Origin of the sequence: Streptomyces sp. NRRL F-5126, assembly GCF_000721265.1 — a bacterium.
GTDB lineage: Bacteria > Actinomycetota > Actinomycetes > Streptomycetales > Streptomycetaceae > Streptomyces.
In genome coordinates this window covers 331015-353287 of the sequence record NZ_JOFZ01000008.1, presented here as the reverse complement: position 1 = coordinate 353287, position 22273 = coordinate 331015, and the positions used below count along the sequence as shown (strand labels likewise).

At 72.1% G+C, this 22273-nt stretch carries 23 protein-coding genes; 14 read left to right on the top strand and 9 right to left on the bottom strand.

Features of this window, described 5'->3' with window-relative positions; genetic code table 11:
- Positions 1-63: 63 nt before the first annotated feature.
- On the bottom strand, positions 64-744 hold the full coding sequence (locus tag IH48_RS0119675; RefSeq protein WP_030905973.1) for a response regulator transcription factor: 681 nt from the start codon (positions 742-744) through the stop codon (positions 64-66).
- On the bottom strand, positions 741-2021 hold the full coding sequence (locus tag IH48_RS0119670; RefSeq protein WP_030905971.1) for a sensor histidine kinase: 1281 nt from the start codon (positions 2019-2021) through the stop codon (positions 741-743). Before IH48_RS0119670 ends, IH48_RS0119675 begins: the two co-directional genes overlap by 4 nt.
- Positions 2022-2215: 194 nt before the next feature.
- Between IH48_RS0119670 and IH48_RS0119665 the strand changes: the two genes are divergently transcribed.
- The 6 genes from IH48_RS0119665 to IH48_RS0119640 all read left to right on the top strand — a co-directional run bounded on the left by IH48_RS0119665 (position 2216) and on the right by IH48_RS0119640 (position 6855).
- Complete coding sequence (locus IH48_RS0119665; protein ID WP_030905968.1) at positions 2216-2512, top strand: hypothetical protein; 297 nt, start codon at positions 2216-2218, stop codon at positions 2510-2512.
- A 126-nt stretch (positions 2513-2638) separates the two neighbouring features.
- Positions 2639-3172, top strand: a complete 534-nt coding sequence (locus tag IH48_RS0119660) for a PadR family transcriptional regulator (RefSeq protein WP_030905966.1) — start codon at positions 2639-2641, stop codon at positions 3170-3172.
- Positions 3169-3870 (top strand): ABC transporter ATP-binding protein, encoded by a 702-nt coding sequence (locus IH48_RS0119655; RefSeq protein ID WP_030905964.1) that lies wholly within the window; start codon positions 3169-3171, stop codon positions 3868-3870. The genes IH48_RS0119660 and IH48_RS0119655 overlap by 4 nt, the downstream gene beginning before the upstream one ends.
- Positions 3867-5198, top strand: coding sequence for a hypothetical protein (locus IH48_RS0119650; protein ID WP_030905962.1), 1332 nt, complete (start codon positions 3867-3869; stop codon positions 5196-5198). Before IH48_RS0119655 ends, IH48_RS0119650 begins: the two co-directional genes overlap by 4 nt.
- Positions 5199-5275: 77 nt before the next feature.
- A complete protein-coding gene (locus tag IH48_RS0119645) occupies positions 5276-6046 on the top strand; it encodes a GntR family transcriptional regulator (protein WP_051840219.1) in 771 nt (256 codons plus the stop codon).
- Entirely contained in the window at positions 6043-6855 is an 813-nt protein-coding gene (locus IH48_RS0119640) for a sulfite exporter TauE/SafE family protein (RefSeq protein WP_030905959.1), read from the top strand. The genes IH48_RS0119645 and IH48_RS0119640 overlap by 4 nt, the downstream gene beginning before the upstream one ends.
- A 34-nt stretch (positions 6856-6889) precedes the next feature.
- Here the strand turns inward: IH48_RS0119640 and IH48_RS0119635 are convergent, their stop codons facing one another.
- Positions 6890-7492, bottom strand: a complete 603-nt coding sequence (locus IH48_RS0119635) for a snapalysin family zinc-dependent metalloprotease (protein WP_199809974.1) — start codon at positions 7490-7492, stop codon at positions 6890-6892.
- A gap of 226 nt (positions 7493-7718) precedes the next feature.
- Here IH48_RS0119635 and IH48_RS0119630 point away from each other — a divergent pair, with 226 nt between their 5' ends.
- Positions 7719-8927: a metallophosphoesterase gene (locus tag IH48_RS0119630; RefSeq protein ID WP_030905954.1), complete on the top strand. Its 1209-nt coding sequence runs from the start codon at positions 7719-7721 to the stop codon at positions 8925-8927.
- Here the strand turns inward: IH48_RS0119630 and IH48_RS0119625 are convergent.
- Positions 8887-9534, bottom strand: coding sequence for a TetR/AcrR family transcriptional regulator (locus IH48_RS0119625; RefSeq protein ID WP_030905951.1), 648 nt, complete (start codon positions 9532-9534; stop codon positions 8887-8889). The genes IH48_RS0119630 and IH48_RS0119625 overlap by 41 nt on opposite strands.
- Positions 9535-9646: 112 nt before the next feature.
- On the opposite strand from IH48_RS0119625, the gene IH48_RS0119620 reads away from it, so the two are divergent.
- The gene (locus IH48_RS0119620) at positions 9647-11134 is read left to right on the top strand and encodes an MDR family MFS transporter (RefSeq protein WP_051840166.1); all 1488 of its coding nucleotides are present in this window, start codon (positions 9647-9649) and stop codon (positions 11132-11134) included.
- 6 nt (positions 11135-11140) lie between these two features.
- Here IH48_RS0119620 and IH48_RS0119615 read toward each other — a convergent pair whose 3' ends face one another.
- Complete coding sequence (locus IH48_RS0119615) at positions 11141-11674, bottom strand: TetR/AcrR family transcriptional regulator (RefSeq protein WP_030905946.1); 534 nt, start codon at positions 11672-11674, stop codon at positions 11141-11143.
- A 22-nt stretch (positions 11675-11696) separates the two neighbouring features.
- On the bottom strand, positions 11697-12536 hold the full coding sequence (locus IH48_RS0119610; protein WP_030905944.1) for an alpha/beta fold hydrolase: 840 nt from the start codon (positions 12534-12536) through the stop codon (positions 11697-11699).
- 195 nt (positions 12537-12731) lie between these two features.
- On the opposite strand from IH48_RS0119610, the gene IH48_RS37075 reads away from it, so the two are divergent.
- Together IH48_RS37075 and IH48_RS0119600 are read left to right on the top strand one after the other, a co-directional pair.
- Complete coding sequence (locus IH48_RS37075) at positions 12732-14606, top strand: discoidin domain-containing protein (protein ID WP_078849862.1); 1875 nt, start codon at positions 12732-12734, stop codon at positions 14604-14606.
- A 105-nt stretch (positions 14607-14711) separates the two neighbouring features.
- Positions 14712-16001: an MFS transporter gene (locus IH48_RS0119600; protein WP_051840163.1), complete on the top strand. Its 1290-nt coding sequence runs from the start codon at positions 14712-14714 to the stop codon at positions 15999-16001.
- Positions 16002-16067: 66 nt separating this feature from the next.
- Here the strand turns inward: IH48_RS0119600 and IH48_RS0119595 are convergent, their stop codons facing one another.
- Positions 16068-16583: a flavoprotein gene (locus IH48_RS0119595; RefSeq protein ID WP_030905935.1), complete on the bottom strand. Its 516-nt coding sequence runs from the start codon at positions 16581-16583 to the stop codon at positions 16068-16070.
- Positions 16584-16724: 141 nt separating this feature from the next.
- On the opposite strand from IH48_RS0119595, the gene IH48_RS0119590 reads away from it, so the two are divergent.
- On the top strand, positions 16725-17411 hold the full coding sequence (locus IH48_RS0119590; RefSeq protein ID WP_037842532.1) for an NADPH-dependent F420 reductase: 687 nt from the start codon (positions 16725-16727) through the stop codon (positions 17409-17411).
- 12 nt (positions 17412-17423) lie between these two features.
- Here IH48_RS0119590 and IH48_RS0119585 read toward each other — a convergent pair whose 3' ends face one another.
- Positions 17424-19769: a terpene synthase family protein gene (locus tag IH48_RS0119585; protein WP_234434316.1), complete on the bottom strand. Its 2346-nt coding sequence runs from the start codon at positions 19767-19769 to the stop codon at positions 17424-17426.
- A 301-nt stretch (positions 19770-20070) separates the two neighbouring features.
- Here IH48_RS0119585 and IH48_RS0119580 point away from each other — a divergent pair, with 301 nt between their 5' ends.
- On the top strand, positions 20071-20373 hold the full coding sequence (locus IH48_RS0119580) for a type II toxin-antitoxin system VapB family antitoxin (protein ID WP_030905926.1): 303 nt from the start codon (positions 20071-20073) through the stop codon (positions 20371-20373).
- Between the two features lie 113 nt (positions 20374-20486).
- A complete protein-coding gene (locus IH48_RS0119575; protein WP_051840161.1) occupies positions 20487-21161 on the top strand; it encodes a LytR C-terminal domain-containing protein in 675 nt (224 codons plus the stop codon).
- 67 nt (positions 21162-21228) lie between these two features.
- Here IH48_RS0119575 and upp read toward each other — a convergent pair whose 3' ends face one another.
- Complete coding sequence (upp, locus tag IH48_RS0119570; protein ID WP_030905919.1) at positions 21229-21861, bottom strand: uracil phosphoribosyltransferase; 633 nt, start codon at positions 21859-21861, stop codon at positions 21229-21231.
- 108 nt (positions 21862-21969) lie between these two features.
- Here upp and IH48_RS0119565 point away from each other — a divergent pair, with 108 nt between their 5' ends.
- Positions 21970-22215, top strand: a complete 246-nt coding sequence (locus IH48_RS0119565) for a hypothetical protein (RefSeq protein WP_030905916.1) — start codon at positions 21970-21972, stop codon at positions 22213-22215.
- Positions 22216-22273: the final 58 nt, after the last annotated feature.

Genomic DNA, 22273 nt, shown 5'->3' with positions numbered 1-22273 from the left:
TCGCCGGCCGCGTTCAGTCGGCGGCCGCGTTCGGTCGGCGGCCGCGTTCGGTCGGCGTCGCGTTCAGTCGGCGAGGCAGCCCGGTACCACCAGGCCGGACTCGTAGGCGATCACCACCGCGTGGGTCCGGTTCTGCGCGCCGAGCTTGGTCAGGATGTTCCCGACGTGCGTCTTGGCCGTCTCCTGGCTCACCGTGAGCAGCTCGGCGATCTCCGGGTTGGACAACCCGGTCGCCATCAACCGCAGCACCTCCTCCTCGCGCCCGGTCAGCGCCGCCCTCGGCAGTGCCTCGGCGGAGCCCAGCGGGCGGGCGGTGACCATCCGGCGCAGCGCCGCCGGGAAGAGGATCGCCTCGCCCGACGCCGTCACCCGCACCGCCTCCGCGATCTGCGGGACCGGAAGCCGCTTGAGCACGAATCCGCCGGCTCCCGCGCTGAGCGCCGCGGTGACATAGCCGTCGTTCTCGAAGGTGGTGATCACCACGACCTTCGGCGGCTCGGCGGACCCGGCGAGCAGCTGCCGGGTGGCGTCGATGCCGTTGAGACGCGGCATCCGCACGTCCATCAGGACCACGTCGGGGCGCAGCTCGCGTGCCCGCTCGACCGCCTCGACGCCGTCGGCGGCCTCACCGATGACGCTGATACCCGGCTGCGCCGCGAGCAGGGTGCGCAGCCCGATACGGGTCACCTCGTCGTCGTCCGCGATCAGGAGGGTGACGGCGTCGCCCGGCTCGTCGCCGGTCATGCCGGCAGCCGTACGGGCAGCCGTACCGCCAACCGCCAGTGCCGCGGGCCGTGCGGACCGGCCTCGAACTCACCGTGCAGCAGCCGTACCCGCTCGGCCAGTCCTGGCAGGCCGTGCCCGGACGTCGGGAAGGCGCCCGCGTCCATGCCCGTGCGCGCGCCCGTCCGATTGACGACGCTGAGCTCCAGCACGTCGGGCGCGGCCGCCACCCGGACCTCGATCGGGCCGCCCGCCCCGTGCCGCAGCGCGTTCGTCAGCCCCTCCTGGAGGATCCGGTACGCCGCGCGGGACAGCGTCCCCTGCACCTGCGCCAGCCCGCCCGTCAGCCGCGGCTCCACCACCGCTCCCGCGTGCCGCAGGCGGTCGAGCAGTTCGGGCAGGTCGGCCAGGGTGCGGGTCGGCGCGGTGTCCGCCGCCCTCTCCTCCTCGCGCAACAGCCCCAGCACGTGGTCCAGATCCTCAAGCGCGGCCCTGGACGACTCCTCGATGCTGCGCAGGGCGGCACGTGCCGCCGGCGGGTCGGCGGCGAGGACCTGGCCCGCCACCGCCGCCTGGATCGTCGTCGCGGTCAGGGTGTGCCCGATCGAGTCGTGCAGCTCGTGGGCCAGCCGGTTGCGTTCGGCCAGCCGCAGTTCCCGCTCGGCGGCCAGCGCGAGCCGCTCGGCCGCCGATGGCCCGAGCAGTCTCGGTGCCAGCCGTCGCAGTGCGCTCGACACCAGCACGCACACGGTCGCCGCCAGCAGCAGGCAGCCGAGCGCGGCCGCCCAGCTGTCCCAGCCGTCGGTGACTCGCAGCGACCGGCCGAACAGCGTCATCCGTGCCTGGGAGCCCAGCCAGTTCCCTGGCAGGGCCACGCCGGCGACCGTCAGCACAGCGGTCAGCAGCATCGCCGACCACCCGAGTGCCGCGTGCAGCACCAGCCACAGCGGGGTCCGCAGGCGGTCGCTTCCGGACGCGGCGGAAGACGAAGCAGTTCCGGACGGGCCGGCGGGCCGCGCACGAGGTGTCACCGGCTCAGGCAGGGGCACCCGCAGCGCCCGGCCGGCGCAGGCGACGAGCACGCGCCGTGACACACGCGACAGCCCCACCGCCCCGATCAGTGCCGCCCAGAGCGAGAGGACGAGCACGATCTGGACCCCCTCGGGAGCGGACGGCCACAGCAGAGCCGGCACAAGCGCCACGGGCAGCAGCGGAAGGCTCGCCAGCGCGCCGCAGTAGGCGAAGAGCGCACCCGCGTACGTGGAGCCGCGCAGCAGCGGCCGAAGTCCCCGAATCACGTACGCCAGTATCGCCGAGCAGGTCAAAGACGCCCTCCCCCGATCGGGGGAGCGGCTTTCCCCCCTGATGCGCGATGCCCGCCCGCGCACCCGCGCACCATGATCGTGCCTCGACCAGTTCGGGGAGTACGAGAGGACGCCGGATGAACATCCAAGGGACCGCTGGGCAGCCGGCCGGCCGGAACGGTTCGGCCGTGGCCGCCGCAGTGCTCGGCAGCGTCGGCCTGGCCACCTCGATCGTGTCCGTCGGCGGCCTGCTCGGGCTCCTGGGCCTGGTGCTCGGCCTCGTCGCGCTCAGGACGGCGAGGCGCACGGGCGTCGGCCGGGGCCAGGCCATCACCGGTGCGGTGCTGTCCGCCGCCGCGATCCTGGTGTCGGCCGCGGTCGCGATCGCCGCCGTGTGGTTCGCGCACAGGACGCAGAGCTGCTACCACCTCAACCACGTCCATCAGTGGAGCCAGTGCGTCCACCGGCAGTTCGGCCGGCACTGAGCTGGTGCCCTCCTCGCCGGAGGAGGCCCCCTGACCTACGTCACTTCCGGACCGAGAGATAGGTCACACCCGACTTTCAGGCAAACTATTCACTCAGTACATGTACTGAGTGAATAGTGGGGTCTCATGAGCACCCGCCATATCCTCCTTGGCCTGCTCGCCATGGGCCCAAGGCATGGATACGACCTCAAGCACCGGCACGACGAGCGCTTCCCCCAGGCTCGGCCGCTCGCCTACGGGCAGGTCTACACAACGCTGCAGAGGCTGGTACGGGACGGGCTCGCCGAGGTCGAGGAGACCGGTTCCGACGGCGGGCCGGAGCGGACCATGTACCGCAGCACGGATGCCGGGGCGCGTGAACTCGCCGACTGGGCCGGGTCCGTCACACCGTCCGCACCGTTCGTCGCGAACGAGATCTTCGCGAAGGTCGTCGTCGCGATCCTGTCCGGCGGTGACCCCGCGGCCTACCTGGCGGCGCAGCGGGCCGCACACATGGAGCGGATGCGAGAGCTCACGGCAGTGAAGTCCGCGAAGGACGCCGATCTCACCACGGTGCTCTCGGCGGACTACGCCCTCACTCACCTCAACGCCGATCTGCGCTGGATGACGACCACCGCCGACCGGCTCGCCACCTTGACCGCGGAGGTCGAATCCACGTGAACACCACCGAACCCGTGTCCGGCCAACCGCTGCTCGCAGCACGGGGCTTGTACAAGGCCTACGGTTCGACCCCCGCGTTGCGCGGCGCGTCGGCGCAGTTGCGAGCCGGAGAGTTCGTAGCCGTGACCGGTCCGAGCGGTAGCGGCAAGTCATCCCTGCTGCACTGCATGGCGGGGATAGTCCGCCCCGACCACGGGCAGGTGACGTACCGCGACGAGCCCCTCGCCCACGCGTCCGAGGACCGGCTCAGCGAGCTGCGACGAAGCGAGTTCGCAGTGGTGTTCCAGTTCGGGCAGCTGATTCCCGAGCTGACAGCGGTGGACAACGTCTCCCTGCCGCTGGTACTGGGCGGAACCGACCGGCGTGACGCCCATGGCCAGGCGCATTCCTGGCTGGAGCGGTTCGGGGTGCTTGACCGGGCCGAGGCACGCCCCGGCGAACTCAGCGGCGGCCAGGAGCAGCGCGTAGCGCTGGCCCGTGCACTGGTCACGGGTCCGAAGATCGTGTTCGCCGACGAGCCGACAGGAGCACTGGACTCGCTCGCGGGTGAGCAGGTGATGACCGAGCTGACCACCGCCGTAAGAGAGTTGGGCGCGGCGGTGCTGCTGGTGACGCATGACGCGACGATCGCCGCCTATGCCGACCGTGAGATCCGGCTGGCGGACGGCAGGACGGGCGCCCTTGAGGTGTCGGCGTGAGAGCGGATCTGCAGCTGGCCTGGCTGCTGACCAGCGGTTCGAACCGGCGTGAGTGGTGGCGGATCGGCCTCACAGCCGTGGGCGCGGCCGGCGTGGCCGTCCTGGGTGCGGTGGCCGCTACCGTGGTGTCCGTACACGGGTACGTGCACCTCTCGTTCGCCGATGGCCTGCTGGACCGTCCTGGCGAGCGCGGTGGTGTGCTCCTGGTACTGCTGCTCCTGCTGGTGCCGGGCCTCGGCTTCCTCGGGCAGTGCGCCCGGCTGGGCGCCGTGCACCGCGATCGCCGTATGGCACGGCTGCGGCTGGCGGGCGCCGCTCCTGGGCGGGTGCGGCGAATCGCCGCGCTGGAGGCCGGGGTCGCCTGCCTGGCGGGCTCGGTCGTGGGCACCGTGGCGGTGGCCGCAGGTGTGCTCGACGCGGGCCGGCCGCCGGCTCGGCTCTGGTGGCTGGTGGCCGCTGTCCTGCTGGCGGTCCCGGTCGTGGGCGTGGCGGTGAGCCTGACCGCGCTGCGCCGGGTGGTCGCCTCGCCCCTCGGCGAGGTGCGACGGTTGCCGGGTGGACAAGGCGGCGGCCGGGCCCTCGCCCTGGGCATGTTCCTGGTCGTGGTGGCCGTGAGCGGCGGCATCCTCACGCCCGCCTACGGGGCAGCCGCGCTGACTCCCCTGTTTCTGTTCTGCGTGTTGCTCCTGGTCGGAGCCGGAGCCCTGGGGGTGAGCGGTGGCATGGCCAGGCTGGCAGGACGCCGGTACGCGGCGCGCGCGCAGAATCCGGCCCTGCTGATCGCCGCCGAGCGACTGTCCGCCGATCCCTGGGCCTCGGCCCGCACCCATGCGGCCGTCCTGCTGGTGACAGTGGTGGGCACCGGCTTCGTGGGCGTACGGAAAGCACTGCTCGATGGTCTGCAGCACAACGAGTACGGCCCCACCGACCTGGACTTCTACACCACCGGGATCGACCTGGCGGGTACGGCGGTGCTGGTCGGCCTCCTCATCGTCCTCGTCTCGGTCGCCGTAAGCGCCGCCGAATCCGTGGGCGCCCGGCGCAGGGCACTTGCCCAGCAGGTCGCCGCGGGCGTGCCGCGGAGGGTTCTGCGCCACGCGGTACTCCTCGAAACCGCCTTGCCCCTGGCACCGGCCCTGTTGATCTCGGGTGCCGGCGGTCTGGCCGTCGGGGTCTGGTACGCGTCGATCGTCGGACACGGGCTCACCGTGCCGTACACGGCCCTGGCCGTCCCGCCCCTGATGCTCGCCGCCTGTCTCCTGTCCGTGGCCACCTCGTTGCCCCTGCTGCGTCGCTCGGCACAGCCGGCGGAGCTCAGGCACGCATGAGCTCCGCGAGACGCTAGTGGCGGACCTCTGGCGTACCAGTGGCGGACCTCTGGCGGACCTCCCCTATGCTGGGCCTCATGGAGGAGAAGGACCAGGGGCAGCCGGCCGCGTGGGTGTCGAGTCGGCCGAGGGCCGAGCGGGCGCGGCAGGTGGCCGACTCGCTGCGGCAGCGGATCTCCGACGGGGTCCTCGGCGGTGTGCTGCCCGATGAGCTCAGCCTCGCCGAGGAGTTGAGCGCCTCGCGGAACTCGGTCCGCGAGGCGCTCGGGATGCTGCGTGACGAGGGCCTGGTCACGCGTCGCCGCGGGGTGGGCACCGTGGTCGTGACGCCGACGTACGGGCACGGCCTCGGCCGGCTCGAAGGGCTCGCGGAGGCGCTGGCCGGGCACGGGAGCGTGACCAACGAGGTCCTCGTCGCCGAGGTCGTCGGTGATCCGCCCGCCGAGGTCCGCGAGCGGTTGTGCCTTGCGGCCGGGGCCGGTGCCGTGCACATCGAGCGTGTCCGTCGCGTCGACTCGGTCCCCGTCTCCCTGGACAGCACCTATCTCAGCGCCGACGTCGGCCTCGGCGTGCTGCGGGGTGACCTGGAGGGCCGTGACATCTTCGCCGTGATCGAGGAGGCCATCGGCTGCCCACTCGGCCGGGCCGAGATCGAGGTGCGCGCGGCCGTCGCGGATCGCGGCACCGCGGCGCTGCTCGACGTGCCCGCCGGGGCGCCGGTGTTCGTCATCGACCGCCTCACGCGCCTGTCCGACGGAACGCCGGTCGACGTCGAGACGCTGCGCATCCGCGCCGACCGGATGAGCCTGCGGGCCACCCTGTACCGCGGTCCCGAGGGGCGGCCTTGAGCGCGGCCGGGCTGCTGTTCCTGGGCGCCGTCGGCCTGGTCGGCGGGGTCGGCATCACGGCTGTCGGTCCCGGGGGTGTGCTGCCCACGATCGGGCTGTTCGCCCTGACGTCACTGTCACCCGCCCAGGTGGCCGGGACCTCCATCGTCACCCACGTCGCCACGGGCGCCCTGGGCACCGCGGCCTACACGCGCTCGGGCCAGCTGCGCGAGCCTGACACCCGCCGGATCGCGCTGGTCCTGGCCGGTACGGCCCTCGTCGGTACGCCGCTCGGAGTGCTGGCCGGGACGGCCGTGTCCAGGCACGCGTTCGCTGTGGTGCTCGGCTGCGTGGTCGCGGCGACCGCCGGCCTCGTCTGGTACCGCGCCAAGCGCACGGACGGCGCGCCGGCCACCTCCCCGCAGACGGCAGCGACCGCCCCGGCGACACAGGCGATACAGGCCGTGCCGCCGGCGCCGCCGACGCCGCTGATCGTCGCCCTCGGGTTCGCGGTGGCGGTCCTCAGCGGGATCGTGGGCGTCGGCGGCCCCATGCTGGCCGTACCGCTGCTCGCCGCGGCGGGCCTGCCCGTGCTCCGCTCGCTGGCCTGCGCACAGGCGCAGTCGATCGTGATCGCCACCGTCGGGACCGTCGGCTACCTGGTCCACGGAACGATCGACTGGCCCCTTGCCGCCCTGGTCGGCCTTCCCGAGCTCGCGGGCGTGCTCGTCGGCTGGAAGATCGCCCACGCACTGCCCACCCGTGCGCTGAGGAACGCCCTCGTCGCCACGCTCTGCGTGCTCGCTCTCTACCTCGTCGGGCACGGGTGAGCCGCCGGACGGCACAGCAGCCGGCGCGGGCCCGTCAGTGCGCGCCGGCGAGGGCCGGTGCGGGCCAGGCGTCGATCACGATCTGCTGCCGCTTCGGGGCCGGCGCCGCCGCGTCGCCCGCGTAGTTGCGGTCGACCTGCGCCGCCTCCGCCGCGCTGGGCTTGGCGTTGGTGCACGACGGGCCCGGGCCGTGACCTGACATCAGTTCCGAGCAGGGCCCGCTGTAGTCGTCGGGCAGCCCGAGGATGTGCCCGGTCTCGTGCGCCGTGATCCGGGTCATGGCGTAGCCCTCGTCGACGGCCTCCTGGCCCAGTTGCACCTCGCCCCTCCTGCCGCCTGGGACGATCGGCCCGAGCGTCGTCTGGGGCCAGCCGCTGGTCGCCACGTAGACGAAGTTCGCCGAGCCGGGCGAAGTCGCGGGCTCCAGGCGCACGTTGTGCACCGCCGCGTTCCAGTTCTGCGCGCCCTGGCTGATCGCGCCCGCCCACTGCCCTGCCTGGCTCGCGTCGTAGGTCAAGGTGACCACCGCCGCGTCCGCCTTCGGTGCCGGGTGCGCCGTGTGTGCCGAAGCGGTGGCGGTCGTGACGCCCAGCATGGCCGGGATCAGTGCCGCAACTGCTGCCATTTGCTTGATCACGAGACTCGTTCCCTTTCGTGACGTCGGGTTGCCGCGAGCCCCCAGAGCACCACGCCGCCGGCTGCTGCCACAAGTAGGCGTTAGCAAACTGCAGTTGGGTGCCATCATCTTCATGGGGGCAATGGGTACGGGTCGTGTGGCGGACGTGAGGGGCAGCGCGGTGGCAGACGCAGAGGCAGGGGCAGGCAGCCGGTCCGTCGGGGCGGAGGCGGGCCCGGCAGAGCCCGTGCCGGGTTCGCCGTCCGCGCCGGACGGCAGCGAGCGGCCCCCGCGCTCGACGCGCCGGCGCCTGGGCGGGGCCGTGGTCCTCCTCGTCCTCGTTCTGCTGTTCTTCCTGCCGTGGTGGACGCTGTTCGCCGCCGGTACGGGCCGGCCGTTCCCCGTCCTCGTCGCCGGCACGGCCGTCTTCGCCTGCTGGCTGGTCTCCTTCCCCTTCCTCATGGCCGCGGGCCACGGGCGGCGGCGCAGCGACCGGGCGGCGCGCGTCGCGGACGCCACTCTCGGCGCGGTCTGGGTGCTGTTCACCTGGTCGGTACTCGGCGGCCTCGTGCACCTCGCGCTGATCGCTCTCGGCATCGGCGGCGCCGGGCGGGCGAGGTCCATCGCCATGGGCGTCGCCGTGGTGTCGGCCGCCCTGCTCGCGTGGGGACATTACGAGGCGATGCGCGTGCCGCGGGTGAAGCGGCTCGACGTCCACGTTCCGCGGCTCGGCGGCCGCCTGGACGGAACCCGCGTCGTGGTGCTGGCCGACACCCACTTCGGGCCGATCGACCGGGCCGGCTGGTCGGAGCGTGTCGCCGAGGCGGTCAACGCGCTCGACGCGGACGTCGTGGTCCACGCGGGCGACATCGCGGACGGCACCCCGGCCCAGCGTCGTGGGCAGTCCGCGCCGCTGGGGACGATCAGGTCACGGCTCGCGAAGGTCTACGTCACCGGGAACCACGAGTACTTCGGCGAGGCCCAGGGGTGGCTCGACCGGATGGCCGAACTCGGCTGGGAGCCGCTGCACAACCGCCACGTCGTCGTGGAGCGCGGCGGCGACCACCTCGTACTCGCCGGTGTGGACGACGTGACGGCGGAGTCCTCCGGCCTGGCCGGGCACCGCGCGAACCTGCGCGGCGCGCTCGCGGGGGCGGACCCCGGGCGGCCGGTCCTGCTCGTCGCCCACCAGCCCAAGTACGTCGAGCAGGCGGCCGCGGCCGGCATCGATCTGCAGGTCTCCGGGCACACGCACGGCGGCCAGATCTGGCCGTTCAACTTCCTCGTACGCATCGACCAGCCGGTGGTGCACGGCCTGAGCAGGCACGGCGAGCGCACCCGGCTCTACACCAGCCGGGGGACCGGCTTCTGGGGCCCGCCCTTCCGGGTCTTCGCCCCGAGCGAGATCACGCTGCTCACCCTGCGGCCGGGCGACGGGCCGGGCGCGACGACATGATGAGCGGCCAGAAGATGTCGTCGACGATGGACCGGATCCGCTCGGCCGACAGGGGCCGCAGCGTCATGAGGATGTCCTGGCGCACCAGTTGGAACGGCAGGTCCAGCACGTCCTGAGGGATCCGCGCGAGGTCGATCTCGCCTCGCTCGTGGGCCCGGCGGAACACCACGTCCGATCGCCAGGGGCCGTCGCCGCGCACGATGCGGCGGACGTCCTCCGGGGTGATCCCCGTGCTGTCGTGCAGGCCCGCGAACGTCGCTCCGACGATTGCCGCGAGCTCCATCCGTCCCGCGTTGACGTTCACGATCAGCGCGATCATGTCGTCGCGCAGGTTGCCGGTGTCGGGGACGGCGACCGGATGGGTGTCGCCGTAGTGGCGGACGGCGGCGAGCACGAGGTCGTTCTTGTCCGTCCAGCGGCGGTAGAGGACCGCGACGCCGGTCTTCGCGCGGTCCGCGACGGACTCCATCGTCAGCTTCGCGAAGCCCGCCTCCACCAGTTCGTCCCAGGCCGCGGCGAGGAGCGCGCTCTCGAGTTCAGCCCCTCGGCGCCTGCGTTTGACCGCTTCCGGCGCCGGCTCGGAGGGGGCGGTCCGCTCGCTCGTCATGCGCTCCAGGATAGAGGCTCCCCAAATAAGAGAAGCTTGCATTCCTTCCGTCCGCCGCGTACTTTCGACATTAAGGAATGAACACAACTCTTAATGGGGTAAGGGGGGCGTGATGTCTGCTCTGTCCGCTGACGCACCCGCGAGCAACAGGGTCGACCCGAAGGTGCTGAGGACCGCGATGGTCCTCGTCGTCGGGGCGCTTGCCGTGGTCTTCGACACGACGATCGTCAGCGTCGCGCTGCACCGGCTCGCGACGAGCCTGCATGTGCCCGTCTCGACGATCCAGTGGGTCACCACCGGCTACATGCTCGCCCTCGGCGTGGCCGTCCCGCTCAGCACCTGGGCGCTCGCACGCTTCGGCGGCAAGCGGGTCTGGATGTTCGCCCTCACGGTCTTCCTCGCCGGCTCGATCGGGTCGAGTCTCGCGTGGGACGCGGGGTCGCTCATCGGCTGGCGCGTCGTGCAGGGGCTCGGCGGCGGCCTGATGCTGCCCGTGATGACGACGCTCATCATGCAGGCGGCCGGCGGACGCGCGCTCGGCCGCACCATGGCCTGGGTCGCGCTGCCCGCACTGCTCGGGCCGATCCTCGGGCCGCTCGCAGGCGGCGCGATCATCACCAACCTGAGCTGGCGTTTCATGTTCTGGGTCAACGTGCCGTTCTGCGTGGCCGGGCTGATACTCGCGGGCCTCTGCCTCGCCGACGACTCGCCGGCAGCCACCGCCGCACGGCCACGGCTCGACGTGCGCGGGCTCGTGCTGCTCGCCCCGGGCATCGCGACCGTGGTCCTCGGGCTCTCGAACGCCGGCTCCGCCGACGGCTTCGCCCACCCGGACGTCGTCGCGCCGCTCGCCGTCGGCGTCGCCTTCCTCGTCGCCTTCACGCTCTACGCGCTGCGCCGCCGCGACCCCCTCGTGGACATCCGGCTCCTCGCGGCGCGTTCGGTCGGATCCGCGTCCTCCGTGCTCTTCCTGTCGGGCTTCGCGCTGTTCGGGGCCATGCTGCTGCTGCCGCTCTACTACCAGGAGGTGCGCGGCGTGAGCGCGCTGACCGCCGGGCTCATGCTGGTGCCGCAGGGTGTCGGGACGCTGCTCAGCCGTCAGATCGCCGGGCCGCTCACCGATCGCGTGGGCGCCCGCTCGATCGCCGTCGTCGGTTTCGTCGTCGTCGCGGGGGCGACCGTGCCGTTCTGCTTCGCCGATGCCACGACCGACGGCCGGCTGCTCGCCCTGTGGCTGCTGCTGCGCGGCGCCGGACTCGGCGCCGTCACCATGCCGGTCATGACGGCCGCGTACGTCGGGCTCGACCGCTCCCGTATCGCGCACTCGAGCGTCCTGACGCGGACCGCGCAGCAGATCGGCGGGTCCTTCGGCACGGCGGTGCTCGCCGTCGTCCTCGAACGGTCCGTCTCCGGCAGCGGGACGGGCTCGACCGTCTCGGGCTTCCACGTCGCGTTCTGGTGGGCGTCGGCGTTCTCGCTCGTCGCGACGGCGCTGTGCGTATGGCTGCCGGGGCGCAAGCAGGTCCTTGCCGCGGCCGCGGCCGCTGCCTCCCCGACTCCGCCCGTGGCCGCGGAGGCAGCCGACGCCGACCCCCGATAGGCGTCCTCACAGGGCCCGCAGGCCACGGTCCGCGAAGGCGATCAGCCACTCGAAGCTCTCGTCCACGTCGGCGCTCCACTGGAAGCCGTTCGCCGACTGGAGCGTGGCGAAGCCGTGGCACAGGCTGCGCAGCATGCGCAGTGCGTGGTCGACGTCGGGCTCCTCGACGGCGTAACCGCGCAGGACCGCCGTGAACCCGTCGAGCAGCCGCCCGCCGGCGGTGGCCACCGGGTCGTCAGGACCTGTCGGCTCGACGCCGATCGTCGCGGCGTAGCGGCCCGGGTGGTCGAGCACGAAGGTGCGGAAGGCGCGCGCCGCGGCCGCCAGGGCGTCACGCCCCGCGTACCCCTGGACCGCGCAGCCCACGGCGTCCGCGGCCTCGCTCAGCGCGAGGGCCGCGATGCGCCGGCCCAGGTCCTCCAGGCCGCCCACGTGCTTGTACAGCGACGGTGTGCGCACGCCCACCCGCTCGGCCAGCAGGCCCATCGTCAGGTTGGCGATGCCCACCTCGTCGGCGACTGCGGCACCTGCCGCGACCACCGCCGCCGTGTCGAGGCCCGCCCTAGGCACGTGTGGCGTCCGAGCGGCCGAGGAAGGCGAGCATGAGCGAAACCGTCTGTTCGGGGAACTGGTCGTGCGGGTAGTGCCCCGCTCCCTCGATCATCTCAAGGCGGCCGAGCCCGGAGGGCAGGGAGTCGACGATCGCCGCGCCCTCGGCGCGCGGGTCGGCCCAGTCGGGGTCGAGCGTGCCCATCACAACGAGCACCGGGGAGCGGACGTCCGCGAGGTGCGCGCCTGCGTCGGTCGGGGCGCTGCGGCCCATGCCCTGCATGGCCTTCATCCTGCCCGGCTCGCGCAGCAGGGAGTCGATGCGGCCGAGCCGCTCGTCCCAGCCGGCCGGACGGGCGCCGGGATAGGCCACGTCGAGGTAGGAGCTCCACAGCCGGCGGCTGCCGAACACGCCCGTCCCGAGCAGCCGCAGCATGCCCCGACGGAAACGCCGCACCCGCAGGTCGCCGAGGGCGACCGACTGCTTGCGGGTGAACGGCGCCAGTTCGACGACCGCGGTGATCAGCGACGGCTCGCGCGCCGCGGCGATGGTGGCGGCACCGCCGGAGACCGAGTGGCCGACGAGCACGGCCGGGCCGCCCAGGTGGCGGACCACGGCGAGCAGGTCGCCCGCGATCGCGGTCCTGCTCCAGTCCGGCCAGCCGGTGCTGGACTCGCCGTGGCCGCGCAGGTCGACGGCGGCGACCCGGTAGCCGGCCGCGACCAGCGGGGGGATCACGGCGCGGTACGCGGCCCGGCTGTCGCCCATGCCGTGCGAGAGGACGATCAGCGGGCCGGACCCCGCCACCTCGTAAGCGATCGTGCCGCCGTCGACGGCGAGGTACTCGGTCATGACGCCTCCTCTTGGCTAATATTCTTAGCTAAAAGCTATTCCTATTAGCCTGAGCTGTCAACGACGCCCCATCCCTTGACACTGTCGCGACACCGGACGATTCTCCGGAGAGCGCTCTCACAACTCCCCCTGCCATGGCCGCCGGGCCCGCGCGGGCCCGGTCGCCGTGCACCCCCATGAGGTGAAGGAGTACGGATGTCGTTCAGACGCAAGCGCGGAGACAACCAGCACAGCGGGCGAACAGGGCGGAGACGGCGGTCCGCCGTCGGTCTGGTGGCCGCCCTGGCCGCAGCCGCGGTGGCGTTCGCCGGCGCGCCCGCCGCATTCGCCGGAGCACCGGCCCAGCACGGCGCACCGGGCTCACCGGCGTCGGCGGGCTCAGCGGCCTCTGCCCGTCAGGCCGCCGCCCAGGATGCCGTCCCTGATGCCGTGCCCGCGCCGCCCTCCGGGTTCTCGACCACCTGGAGCGACGACTTCAACGGCCCCGCCGGCACCGGCCTGAACACCGGGACCTGGCGGTACGACACCGGCGCCGGCTCTGGCTTCGGCACCGGCGAGATCGAGACCATGACCAACAGCACGTCCAACGTCTACCAGGACGGCAGCGGCCATCTCGTGCTCAAGGCGCTGCACTCGGGGTCGGACCCCAACTCCGGCTGGACGTCGGGCCGCGTCGAGACACAGGCCGACGGGTTCGGCGCGCAGCCCGGCGGCGTCGTGCGGATGCAGGCGTCCATCCAGCAGCCCGACGTCACGACCGCCAACGGGGCGGGCTACTGGCCCGCGTTCTGGATGCTCGGCTCACCGCTGCGTGTCGGCGTGCCCTGGCCGGGCTCGGGCGAGGTCGACATCCTTGAGGACATCAACGGCCGCAGCTCCGTCTTCTCCACCCTGCACTGCGGGGTCAGCCCCGGCGGCCCCTGCAACGAGTCCAGCGGCATCGGCAGCGGCGAACACGCCTGCCCCGGCTGCCAGACGGGCTACCACACGTACGCCGTCGAGGTCGACAGGTCGACGTCGCCCGAGCAGATCCGCTGGTATCTCGACGGCACCAACTTCTACACCCTGCGCGCCGATCAGGTGGACGCCACCACCTGGGCGAACGCCGTCGACCACTCGTACTTCATCATCTTCGACCTCGCCATCGGCGGCGGCTTCCCGGCCGCGTTCGGCGGCGGACCCGACGCGAGCACCGTGTCCGGCGGCTCGATGAACGTCGACTACGTCGCCGTCTACAACAAGCCGCCCGCCGGCCAGTCCGGCCTGGGGCCGAACATCGCGCGCTCCAAGCCGACCACGGCGTCGTCCACGGAGAGCGCGGACTTCCCGGCCTCGAACGCCACCGACGGCGACGTCACCACCCGCTGGTCGAGCGGATTCTCGGACCCGCAGTGGCTCCAGGTCGACCTCGGCCGGTCGTACGACCTGACCCACGCGACGCTGACCTGGGAGGCGGCCGCCGCCTCCGGTTACCAACTGCAGACGTCCGACAACGGGACCGACTGGCGGACGATCTACACCAACAGCAACAGCCCGGCCGACATCCAGGACACCGCGCTCTCCGGCTCGGGACGGTACGTGCGCGTCTACGCCACCTCCAGAGCCTCCCAGTACGGCGACTCCCTGTACGAGTTGGCGCTCTACGGAACCCCGGCGGACGGTGGCGGCGGCGATCCGGGCGGCGGCACGCTGCTGTCACAGGGCAGGCCGGCCACCGCGTCGTCGTCCGAGAACAGCAGCTTCGTGGCGGCGGACGCGGTCGACGGCAACACCGGTACCCGCTGGTCGAGCGGGTTCTCGGACCCGCAGTGGCTGCAGGTCGACCTCGGCGCGACGCACACACTGAGCAAGGTCGTCCTCAACTGGGAGACGGCCTACGCCACGGCCTACCGGATCCAGACGTCCGACGACGGCGCCACCTGGACCGACGTGTACTCGACGGCCAACGGGACGGGCGGCACGCAGACCGTGCCGATCACCGGCTCGGGGCGCTACGTGCGCGTCGACTGCACGGCGCGCGCCACACAGTACGGCGACTCGCTCTGGGAGTTCCAGGTCTACGGCTCCTGATCACGCGTCGCCGCATCGCGGCGCCGCCCGGCCCCGGCCACCGCACCGCCGGGACCGGGCGAACGCACCGTTGACATGGCCACCACCAAGTCTTACCTTCCGCGAATGCTGAATACGGTGTTGCGGCAAGCGCGCGGCCTCACCAGGGACCAGCGCAACGCGTTCATCGCCGCCTATCTGGGCTGGTCGATGGATGCCTTCGACTACTTCCTCGTCGTGCTCGTCTACAGCGAGATCGCGGACGACTTCCACGTCTCGCTGACCGACATGGCCTTCCTGACCACCGTCACGCTGATCATGCGGCCGGTAGGAGCCTTCCTCTTCGGCCTGTGGGCCGACAAGCGCGGCAGAAGAACGCCCCTGATGGTCGACGTGCTGTTCTACTCCGTCGTCGGCTTCGCCTGCGCGTTCGCGCCCAACTACGCGGTGCTGCTGGTGCTGCGCCTGCTGTACGGCATCGGCATGGGCGGCGAATGGGGCCTCGGCGCGGCGCTCGCGCTGGAGAAGATACCCACGGAGAAGCGCGGCTTCTGGTCCGGCATGCTGCAGGGCGGCTACTCCTTCGGCTACCTGCTGGCCGCGCTCGCCTTCCTGTTCATCCAGCCCACCTTCGGCTGGCGCGGCCTGTTCGCGTTCAGCCTGATCCCGGCGATGGTCGCGCTGTTCGTACGGAGCAGGGTCGGCGAGAGCGAGGCATGGCAGGAGTCGGCGAAGCGCAACACCACTCCGGCGCGGAAGATCTTCCGCAACCCGGTGGTCCTGAAGCGGTTCGTCTACCTGGTCCTGCTGATGACGGCGTTCAACCTGATGTCGCACGGAACCCAGGACGTCTACCCGACCTTCATCAAGAAGGGCCTCGGGATGACGCCCGACACGGCCATCGTCATCGCGCTCATCTACAACGTGGGCGCGATGATCGGCGGGCCGCTGCTCGGCGCGTACTCGGAGCGGTTCGGGCGGCGCAGGATGATCGTGTTCGCGGGCATCGCCGCGCTGCCGCTCGTGCCGTTCTTCGCGCTGTCGCGCACGGCGGGCCTGCTCGCGCTGAGTTCCTTCCTGATGCAGGTGTGCGTGCAGGGCGCGTGGGGTGTCATCCCCGCGCACCTCAACGAGCTCAGCCCCGACGCGATCCGCGGCTTCTACCCGGGCGTGACCTACCAGTTGGGCAACTGCATCGCCGCCCTGAACCTGCCGCTGCAGGAGTCGCTCGCCGGCCACTACAGCTACTCGACGGCCCTGATGGTGACGGTGGCACCGACGCTCGTCCTGATGGTGGTGCTCACCCTGCTCGGCACGGAGGCACGGGGGCGGCGCTTCGGCGCGGACGACCCACCGGACGCCGCGCCGTCCGCGCCACCCGCGACGGGAGGCGCCCCGGCCCCTTCGAGCGCGTGAGCACCGGTCGAGTGCATCACCACACCGGCGCGCCCCCGCGGTTCCACGTGAAACATCGTTGAGCCCTCAGGGGCGCGCCGGCGGGTCGAGCAGCTCCAGCGCCTCCTCCCAGCGGAACTCCGGCTCGCAGGAGCCGATCCGTACGCCCATCGACCGCAGCCGGTCCAGGCTCTCCCGGTACGCGGGGTGCGCCGCCTGCGCGCTGTTGAGGCAGGGCAGGGCGGCGATCGGTACGCCCATGCCGTAGGCCTCGCAGAGGATGCCGACGGCGAGCGTGTCGGACATCCCCGTGGCCCACTTGTTGATCGTGTTGAACGTGGCGGGCGCGACCGCGATCGCGTCCGGCGGCGGCAGCGGTCGCGGATCGCCCGGCTTTCGCCAGGCGGAGCGGATGGGGTAGCCGGTACGCGCCTCCACGGCCGCCTGATCGATGAACCCGAGCCCCTGGGGCGTGGCGACGACCCCGACGTCCCAACCGGACTCCTGGGCCGCGGCGATCAGCCGCCCCACCTGCCCGGCGACGCCCGCCGCGCACACGACCACGTAGAGGAAACGCTTCCGCTCCCTCGGCTCCCCGCCCATCACAACGACCCGCTTCCTTCACCGCTGTACCTCGGCCCGTCGTGCCCCGGCCGTACCCCGGCCGTACCCCGCCGCCTGCCGAATACATCGCACCACGGCGCGGCGCGGAACACCGGGCGCGGTCCGGCGGTTCGATGAGGCATGGCAACTCTGGCACTCATCGGCAGTGGACACATCGGCAAGACCCTGGCGCGACTCGCCGTGGACGGCGGGCTCGACGTGGTGCTCAGCAACTCGCGAGGGCCCGCGACCCTGGCCGATCTGGCGGCGGAGCTCGGCCCGCGCGCCAGGGCGGCGACCGCGGCCGAGGCAGCCGGGGCCGGCGACTGGGTCGTCGTGACCATCCCGTTGGTCGCGTACACGCAGGTGGAGAGCGAACCACTCGCGGGCAGGACCGTCATCGACACGATGAACTACTACCCGGACCGCGACGGGCAGTTCGAGGCCCTCGACGACGGAACCACGACGAGCAGCGAGCTCCTCCAGCAGCATCTGGGCGCGTCGGCGCATGTGGTCAAGGCGTTCAACAACATCTTCTTCCGCCACCTCGCGGCGCTGGGCAGGCCGGCGGGCGCCGCCGACCGCACCGCGCTCCCGATCGCCGGTGACGACGCGGACGCCAAGCGCCATGCGACGGAACTGCTCGGGATCCTCGGATACGACGCGGTGGACGCGGGCCCGCTGGCCAGGGGCCGGCAGTTCCAGCCGGGGACGCCCGCGTACGGGGCGCCGTACGCGAAGGACAAGGAAGCGCCCTTCGCGCAGCAGGACGCGGGCCCTGCCCCGGCGGCGCTGGTACGGGAGTTCCTGGCGCGGGCCGGGGCCTGACCGCGCGGCCGGCTACGCCACGTCCGCCGCCTCGACCGCATCGGCGCCCGCGCCGGCCTCTCCCGAGGGCGGCGCTTCGGCCGCGACGGCCGCGATGCCCAGCGGTGACGGCAGCCGGACCCGCGCCGCGGCCGTGCCCGCGCCGGTGAGCGTCGGCGGGAGCCAGCGCGGCTCGGGACGGTCCTCCAACAGGTCCGACTCCCTGTACCGGTGGCAGCCCTCGTGCCAGGCGAGGATGCCGGACAGCCAGTTCTCCAGCTCCTTGACGTAGCCGTCGAGCGCCGCGCGCGCGTCCGCGTCGAGGTCGAAGTCGTCGCGGACGACCGGCAGCTCGTTGGCCACCAGGTGCTGGAACTGGCGCATCCTGCCGTGCATCAGGTCCACCACGATGCGCAGCCCCGTCGGGTAGTCGCAGCGGAAGAAGTTCTGCACGACGAGGACGCCGTTGTGCACCTCGCCCTCGAACTCGATCTCCTTCTGGTACGAGAAGACGTCGTTGAGCAGGCACGCGTAGTCCTGCGCCGCGTTCTGCAGCGCCTGTACCGGGCCGCTGTCGAGCACCTCGGGCGGGATCGTGTCGCCGAGGCCGATCCGGCACAGGCTCATCGTCATGTCGGAGCCGAAGGTCCTGCGCCGCATCTCGATGTAGTCGACGGGGTCGGGCACGCGGTTCTGCGTCTGGTTGGCGAGCTCCCACAGCCAGCTGTCGATCATGTCGTCGACGGCCTTGCGGAACGCGTGACGCCCGTGGTCGTCCATCGGGCCCGCCGTCCGTCTCCACAGGTCGGCGAGGCCGCGCTCCAGCGCGTTGCCCGGCGGCGCGGTTTCGCCCGCGTCCAGCGGCATGAACAGCCGCAGGCGCTCGTTGCACGCCTTGGCCCCCGCCACGTCGCGTGCCGTGCCGAAGACGACGGGGTAGTAGTCGTCCCCGTACGTGCCCCACGTCAGCCAGTCGGACGTCAGGTCGAGGCCCTCGGGCGTCGCGTCCGGGTGGATGCCGGCGGCGCACAGGGGCAGGTCGATGCGGCGCAGCCGCCGCTCGTCCCACACGCCCGAGTTCGGCACGCCGGGCTGCTCGGTCAGGATGCCCATCCGGTGCGCCCACTCCACGACGTGCTCGCGCGAGGCGTCCAGGTGGGGGCTGAGGCTCGCCCCGAACGGCATCCCGAGATCCGGCACCACGGACGGGCCGACCTTCTGGAACGGCACATGGGCGTGGCTGCGCAGGCGCGCCTCGCCACCCGCCGTGAGCGACTTGAGGTAGTCGGACGCGGCCGTGCCGAGCCCTGCGGGCGTCATCGCGAACCGCGCCCCGTAAAGACCGGCGAGGCCGCCACCGGGCAGCGGCGGGTACGCGTCCTTCGGGCCGCCGCCGTTCATGTAGCGGCTGGAGCGCATGTGCCACTCATGGCCCCCGGCCTGCCAGTCCTGGAGGCCCTTGACGTACGCGAGGGTGTCGGCGACGCCCTTCGGACTCGTGGACCTCTCGGCGAAGAGGGGCCCCAGTTCCGTCAGGGCCGTGTTGTCGAACTGCTGGAGGCGTGACGTCAGCAGGTCGTTCACCGCGTCGGCCGCCTCCTGGGTCGTGCAGCCGAGGAACGTCTCCAGGACGAGGACGCCGTTGCTCAGCTCGCCCTCCTCCTCGACCTCGCGCTGGTACGAGAACAGGTCGTTGCGCAGGTGGACGCCGTCGGAGAACGTGTCGCGAAGCACCAGCAGCGGCCGTGTGGAGGCCAGCTCGGCGGGGATCTCGGCGCCGGCCGCGTACTCCACGATCCCCGCGGACCAGGGCGCGCCGCCGACCTTGCGCCGCATCTCGATGTACTCGACCGGGTTCGACACCCGCTCTGCGTCGATGTTGGACAGCTCCCAGAGGGACTCGTTGAGCAGGTTCTCCGTGCTCTTCGCGAACCGCCGGCGCCAGTCCATCGACATGCTGGGGACCGTGCGGGCCCACAGGTCGGCGAGGCCCGCCTCCACGGGGTTCGTCGGCTCGGGGAACCCGTCGGCCAGGTCCATCGGCATGAACGCCGGCATCCGGTCGAGGTACGCCTTGCCGCCCTCGCGGTTCCTGTCGCGTTTGAACGCCTCGAGGAAGTGGTCGTCGAAGAAGAAGACCCACACGTACCAGTCCGTCACGAGCGACAGCGCCGGGCCGTCGCAGTCGGGATGGGTGTAGGCGCACAGCAGCCCGTAGTCGTGGGCCTCCAGGTCCTTCTGCTCCCAGATGCCGGAGCCTTCCAGCATCCCCATGTCCCTGGCCCAGTGCCTGGTGTGCTCCCTCGCCTCCTCCAGGTGCGGGTTGAGTCGGGCCGGATACGGCATGTAGAAATCCGGCAGTTCAAAAGGCTGTGTCACGGGCGAGCGGCCTTTCCCGAGGATTCCCGGAGGTCAGGTCCCGGGAATTCCTCGAATTCCCGGGTCGGCTGAGCACTACCCGCACCCGCTGTCCGCCATCCGCCCTACAAAACAGTCATATGAACACATCGAACTCCCGCGTTCTCCGCGCCGTGCGGCGTCCGGAGTGCCCCGGAGTGCCCGGAGGATTACCGGAGGGCTGGGTTCCGTTATTTTCTCCTATCCATTAGGCGGCATATGTCACCATTGCTCACTGGCGCGATGGCTGCGCCGTGTGCCGCTTGCCCGGTAGGCTTTCCGTGTGATCTTCAAGCGCATCGGAAACGGGCGGCCGTACCCCGACCACGGCCGGGAATCCACCCGGCAGTGGGCGGACGTCGCGCCGCGCCCGGTCCGCCTCGACCAGCTCGTGACCACCAAGGGCCAGCTGGATCTGGAGACGCTGCTCGCCGAGGACTCCACGTTCTACGGCGACCTCTTCGCCCACGTCGTGAAGTGGCAGGGCGACCTCTATCTGGAGGACGGCCTGCACCGCGCGGTGCGCGCCGCGCTCCAGCAGCGCCAGGTCCTGCACGCCCGCGTGCTGGAGCTCGAAGCGGGCTGACGGCGCGTCCGCGGGGGCGGCCGCTGGTCCTTTCGGGGTCATTGACCACTCCACCCGAGCGATCCGTTGATCGTTTAGTAGGAAACACCCACCGCGCGCACTACGCTGCGCACATGAGCATGCTCACTCCCCCTGGGCTCGGCGGGAAGTACCGCATCACGGGCGACAAGTACCCACGCATGCGCCGTCCCCGCCGCCGTGGCCGGGTCGTGTTCGCCGTCGTCACGGCCGTGGTCGTGCTGGGGCTCGTGGGGTGGGGGACGCAGCAGCTGATCCACGTGTTCTCCGGCGACGCGAGCAAGGCGGTCGCGGCGAAGAAGCCGGACTGCGCGCGCCCCGCCACGGCGGCGAAGACGCTGCCGAAGCCGGCGCAGATCACCGTCAACGTCTACAACGCGACGACGCGCAGCGGCCTCGCCCAGCGGACCGCAGACGCGCTCAAGAAGCGCGGCTTCGTGGTCGGCAAGGTGGGCAACGCGTCGGCGCAGTACGACAAGAAGGTGGCGGGTCCCGCCGTCCTGCTGGGCGCGCCGTCGGCGGCCAACGGCACGTTCAAGGTCCTCGGCACCCAGATCAAGGGCGCCGCGCCCAAGACCGACACCAGGACGGGCAAGGACGTCGACCTCATCATCGGCACGGGCTTCACGGCCCTGACGGCGCAGAAGGTCGCGGACACGGAACTGGCCTCGCTGTCGAAGCCGGCCGCCAAGCCCGGCTGCCCCTCGGCCGGCAAGCGCGCGGCGAAGACCGGCGCGAAGGCGGAGTCGGGCCCCGCCTCGCACGGCTGAGCCACCGGCCGAAGGCGCGCCCGCGCACACCCGCGCACCCCCGCCGGCCGGCCGGGGCCCGTGCGGCTCAGGCCGAGCCGTACAGGCGGTCGCCCGCGTCGCCCAGGCCGGGCACGATGTAGCCGTGCTCGTCCAGGCGCTCGTCGACGGCGGCGGCCACCACCGTCACCGGCGCGCCCGCGAGCTCGCGCTCCATCGTCTCGACGCCCTCGGGCGCCGCGAGCAGCACGACGGCGGTCACGTCGTCGGCGCCGCGCCCGATCAGCTCGCGGATCGCGGCGACCAGCGTGCCGCCCGTGGCCAGCATGGGGTCGAGCACGTAGACCTGGCGGCCGGAGAGGTCGGACGGCAGGCGGTTCGCGTACGTGGATGCCTGCAGCGTCTCCTCGTCGCGGACCATCCCGATGAACCCGACCTCGGCCGTGGGCAGCAGCCGGACCATGCCGTCGAGCATGCCGATGCCGGCGCGCAGGATCGGCACGACGAGGGGCCGCGGGTACGACAGCTTCACGCCGGTCGTCGCCGTCACGGGCGTCTCGATGTCGACCTGCTCGGTGCGTACGTCCCTGGTCGCCTCGTAGGCGAGCAGGGTGACCAGCTCGTCGGCGAGGCGCCGGAAGGTGGCCGAGTCGGTGCGCCGATCGCGCAGGGTGGTCAGTTTGTGCGCGACCAGTGGATGGTCGACGACGTGGATCCGCATGCCGAAAAGCGTAACCGGAGGCCAAGGCGTCACGCGTCGGCATCATCCACCCCGGCACGGGAACACGTACGGCAGCGATCCCCGCCGCGTACGCAGGAGGTGGCGCCGATGTCCGAGCAGGACGACCGCCGCCAGAGCGGCGCCGACGGCCCCGGCGCGGACGGCCCCGGCGCGTTCCGCCCCGACGCGGACGGCCCCGGCGCGCCGGAGACGGACGCCGAGAGGCGCCGCAGGCGCGCCCGCTTCCTGCGCGAACTCGCGGAGGCCAAGGCCCTGCGCGAGCGGGTGCGCCCGCAGCACGCGCGCGCGGAGAGGCTGCGCAGGCACTTGCGGATGCGTTCCTTCCGCTGGTAGCCCCGGGCAACCGCTACCACTGCGGCGCGCTGCCGCCGAACGGCCGCCGCCGCGTGGC

What these genes read in the sequence shown, in the direction of transcription:
- IH48_RS0119675 (WP_030905973.1), bottom strand. Translation starts at nt 744, where the DNA reads ATGACCGGCGACGAGCCGGGCGACGCCGTCACCCTCCTGATCGCGGAC.
- IH48_RS0119660 (WP_030905966.1), top strand. Translation starts at nt 2,639, where the DNA reads ATGAGCACCCGCCATATCCTCCTTGGCCTGCTCGCCATGGGCCCAAGG.
- IH48_RS0119645 (WP_051840219.1), top strand. Translation starts at nt 5,276, where the DNA reads ATGGAGGAGAAGGACCAGGGGCAGCCGGCCGCGTGGGTGTCGAGTCGG.
- IH48_RS0119625 (WP_030905951.1), bottom strand. Translation starts at nt 9,534, where the DNA reads ATGACGAGCGAGCGGACCGCCCCCTCCGAGCCGGCGCCGGAAGCGGTC.
- IH48_RS0119620 (WP_051840166.1), top strand. Translation starts at nt 9,647, where the DNA reads ATGTCTGCTCTGTCCGCTGACGCACCCGCGAGCAACAGGGTCGACCCG.
- IH48_RS0119610 (WP_030905944.1), bottom strand. Translation starts at nt 12,536, where the DNA reads ATGACCGAGTACCTCGCCGTCGACGGCGGCACGATCGCTTACGAGGTG.
- IH48_RS37075 (WP_078849862.1), top strand. Translation starts at nt 12,732, where the DNA reads ATGTCGTTCAGACGCAAGCGCGGAGACAACCAGCACAGCGGGCGAACA.
- IH48_RS0119600 (WP_051840163.1), top strand. Translation starts at nt 14,712, where the DNA reads ATGCTGAATACGGTGTTGCGGCAAGCGCGCGGCCTCACCAGGGACCAG.
- IH48_RS0119595 (WP_030905935.1), bottom strand. Translation starts at nt 16,583, where the DNA reads ATGGGCGGGGAGCCGAGGGAGCGGAAGCGTTTCCTCTACGTGGTCGTG.
- IH48_RS0119590 (WP_037842532.1), top strand. Translation starts at nt 16,725, where the DNA reads ATGGCAACTCTGGCACTCATCGGCAGTGGACACATCGGCAAGACCCTG.
- IH48_RS0119575 (WP_051840161.1), top strand. Translation starts at nt 20,487, where the DNA reads ATGAGCATGCTCACTCCCCCTGGGCTCGGCGGGAAGTACCGCATCACG.
- upp (WP_030905919.1), bottom strand. Translation starts at nt 21,861, where the DNA reads ATGCGGATCCACGTCGTCGACCATCCACTGGTCGCGCACAAACTGACC.
- IH48_RS0119565 (WP_030905916.1), top strand. Translation starts at nt 21,970, where the DNA reads ATGTCCGAGCAGGACGACCGCCGCCAGAGCGGCGCCGACGGCCCCGGC.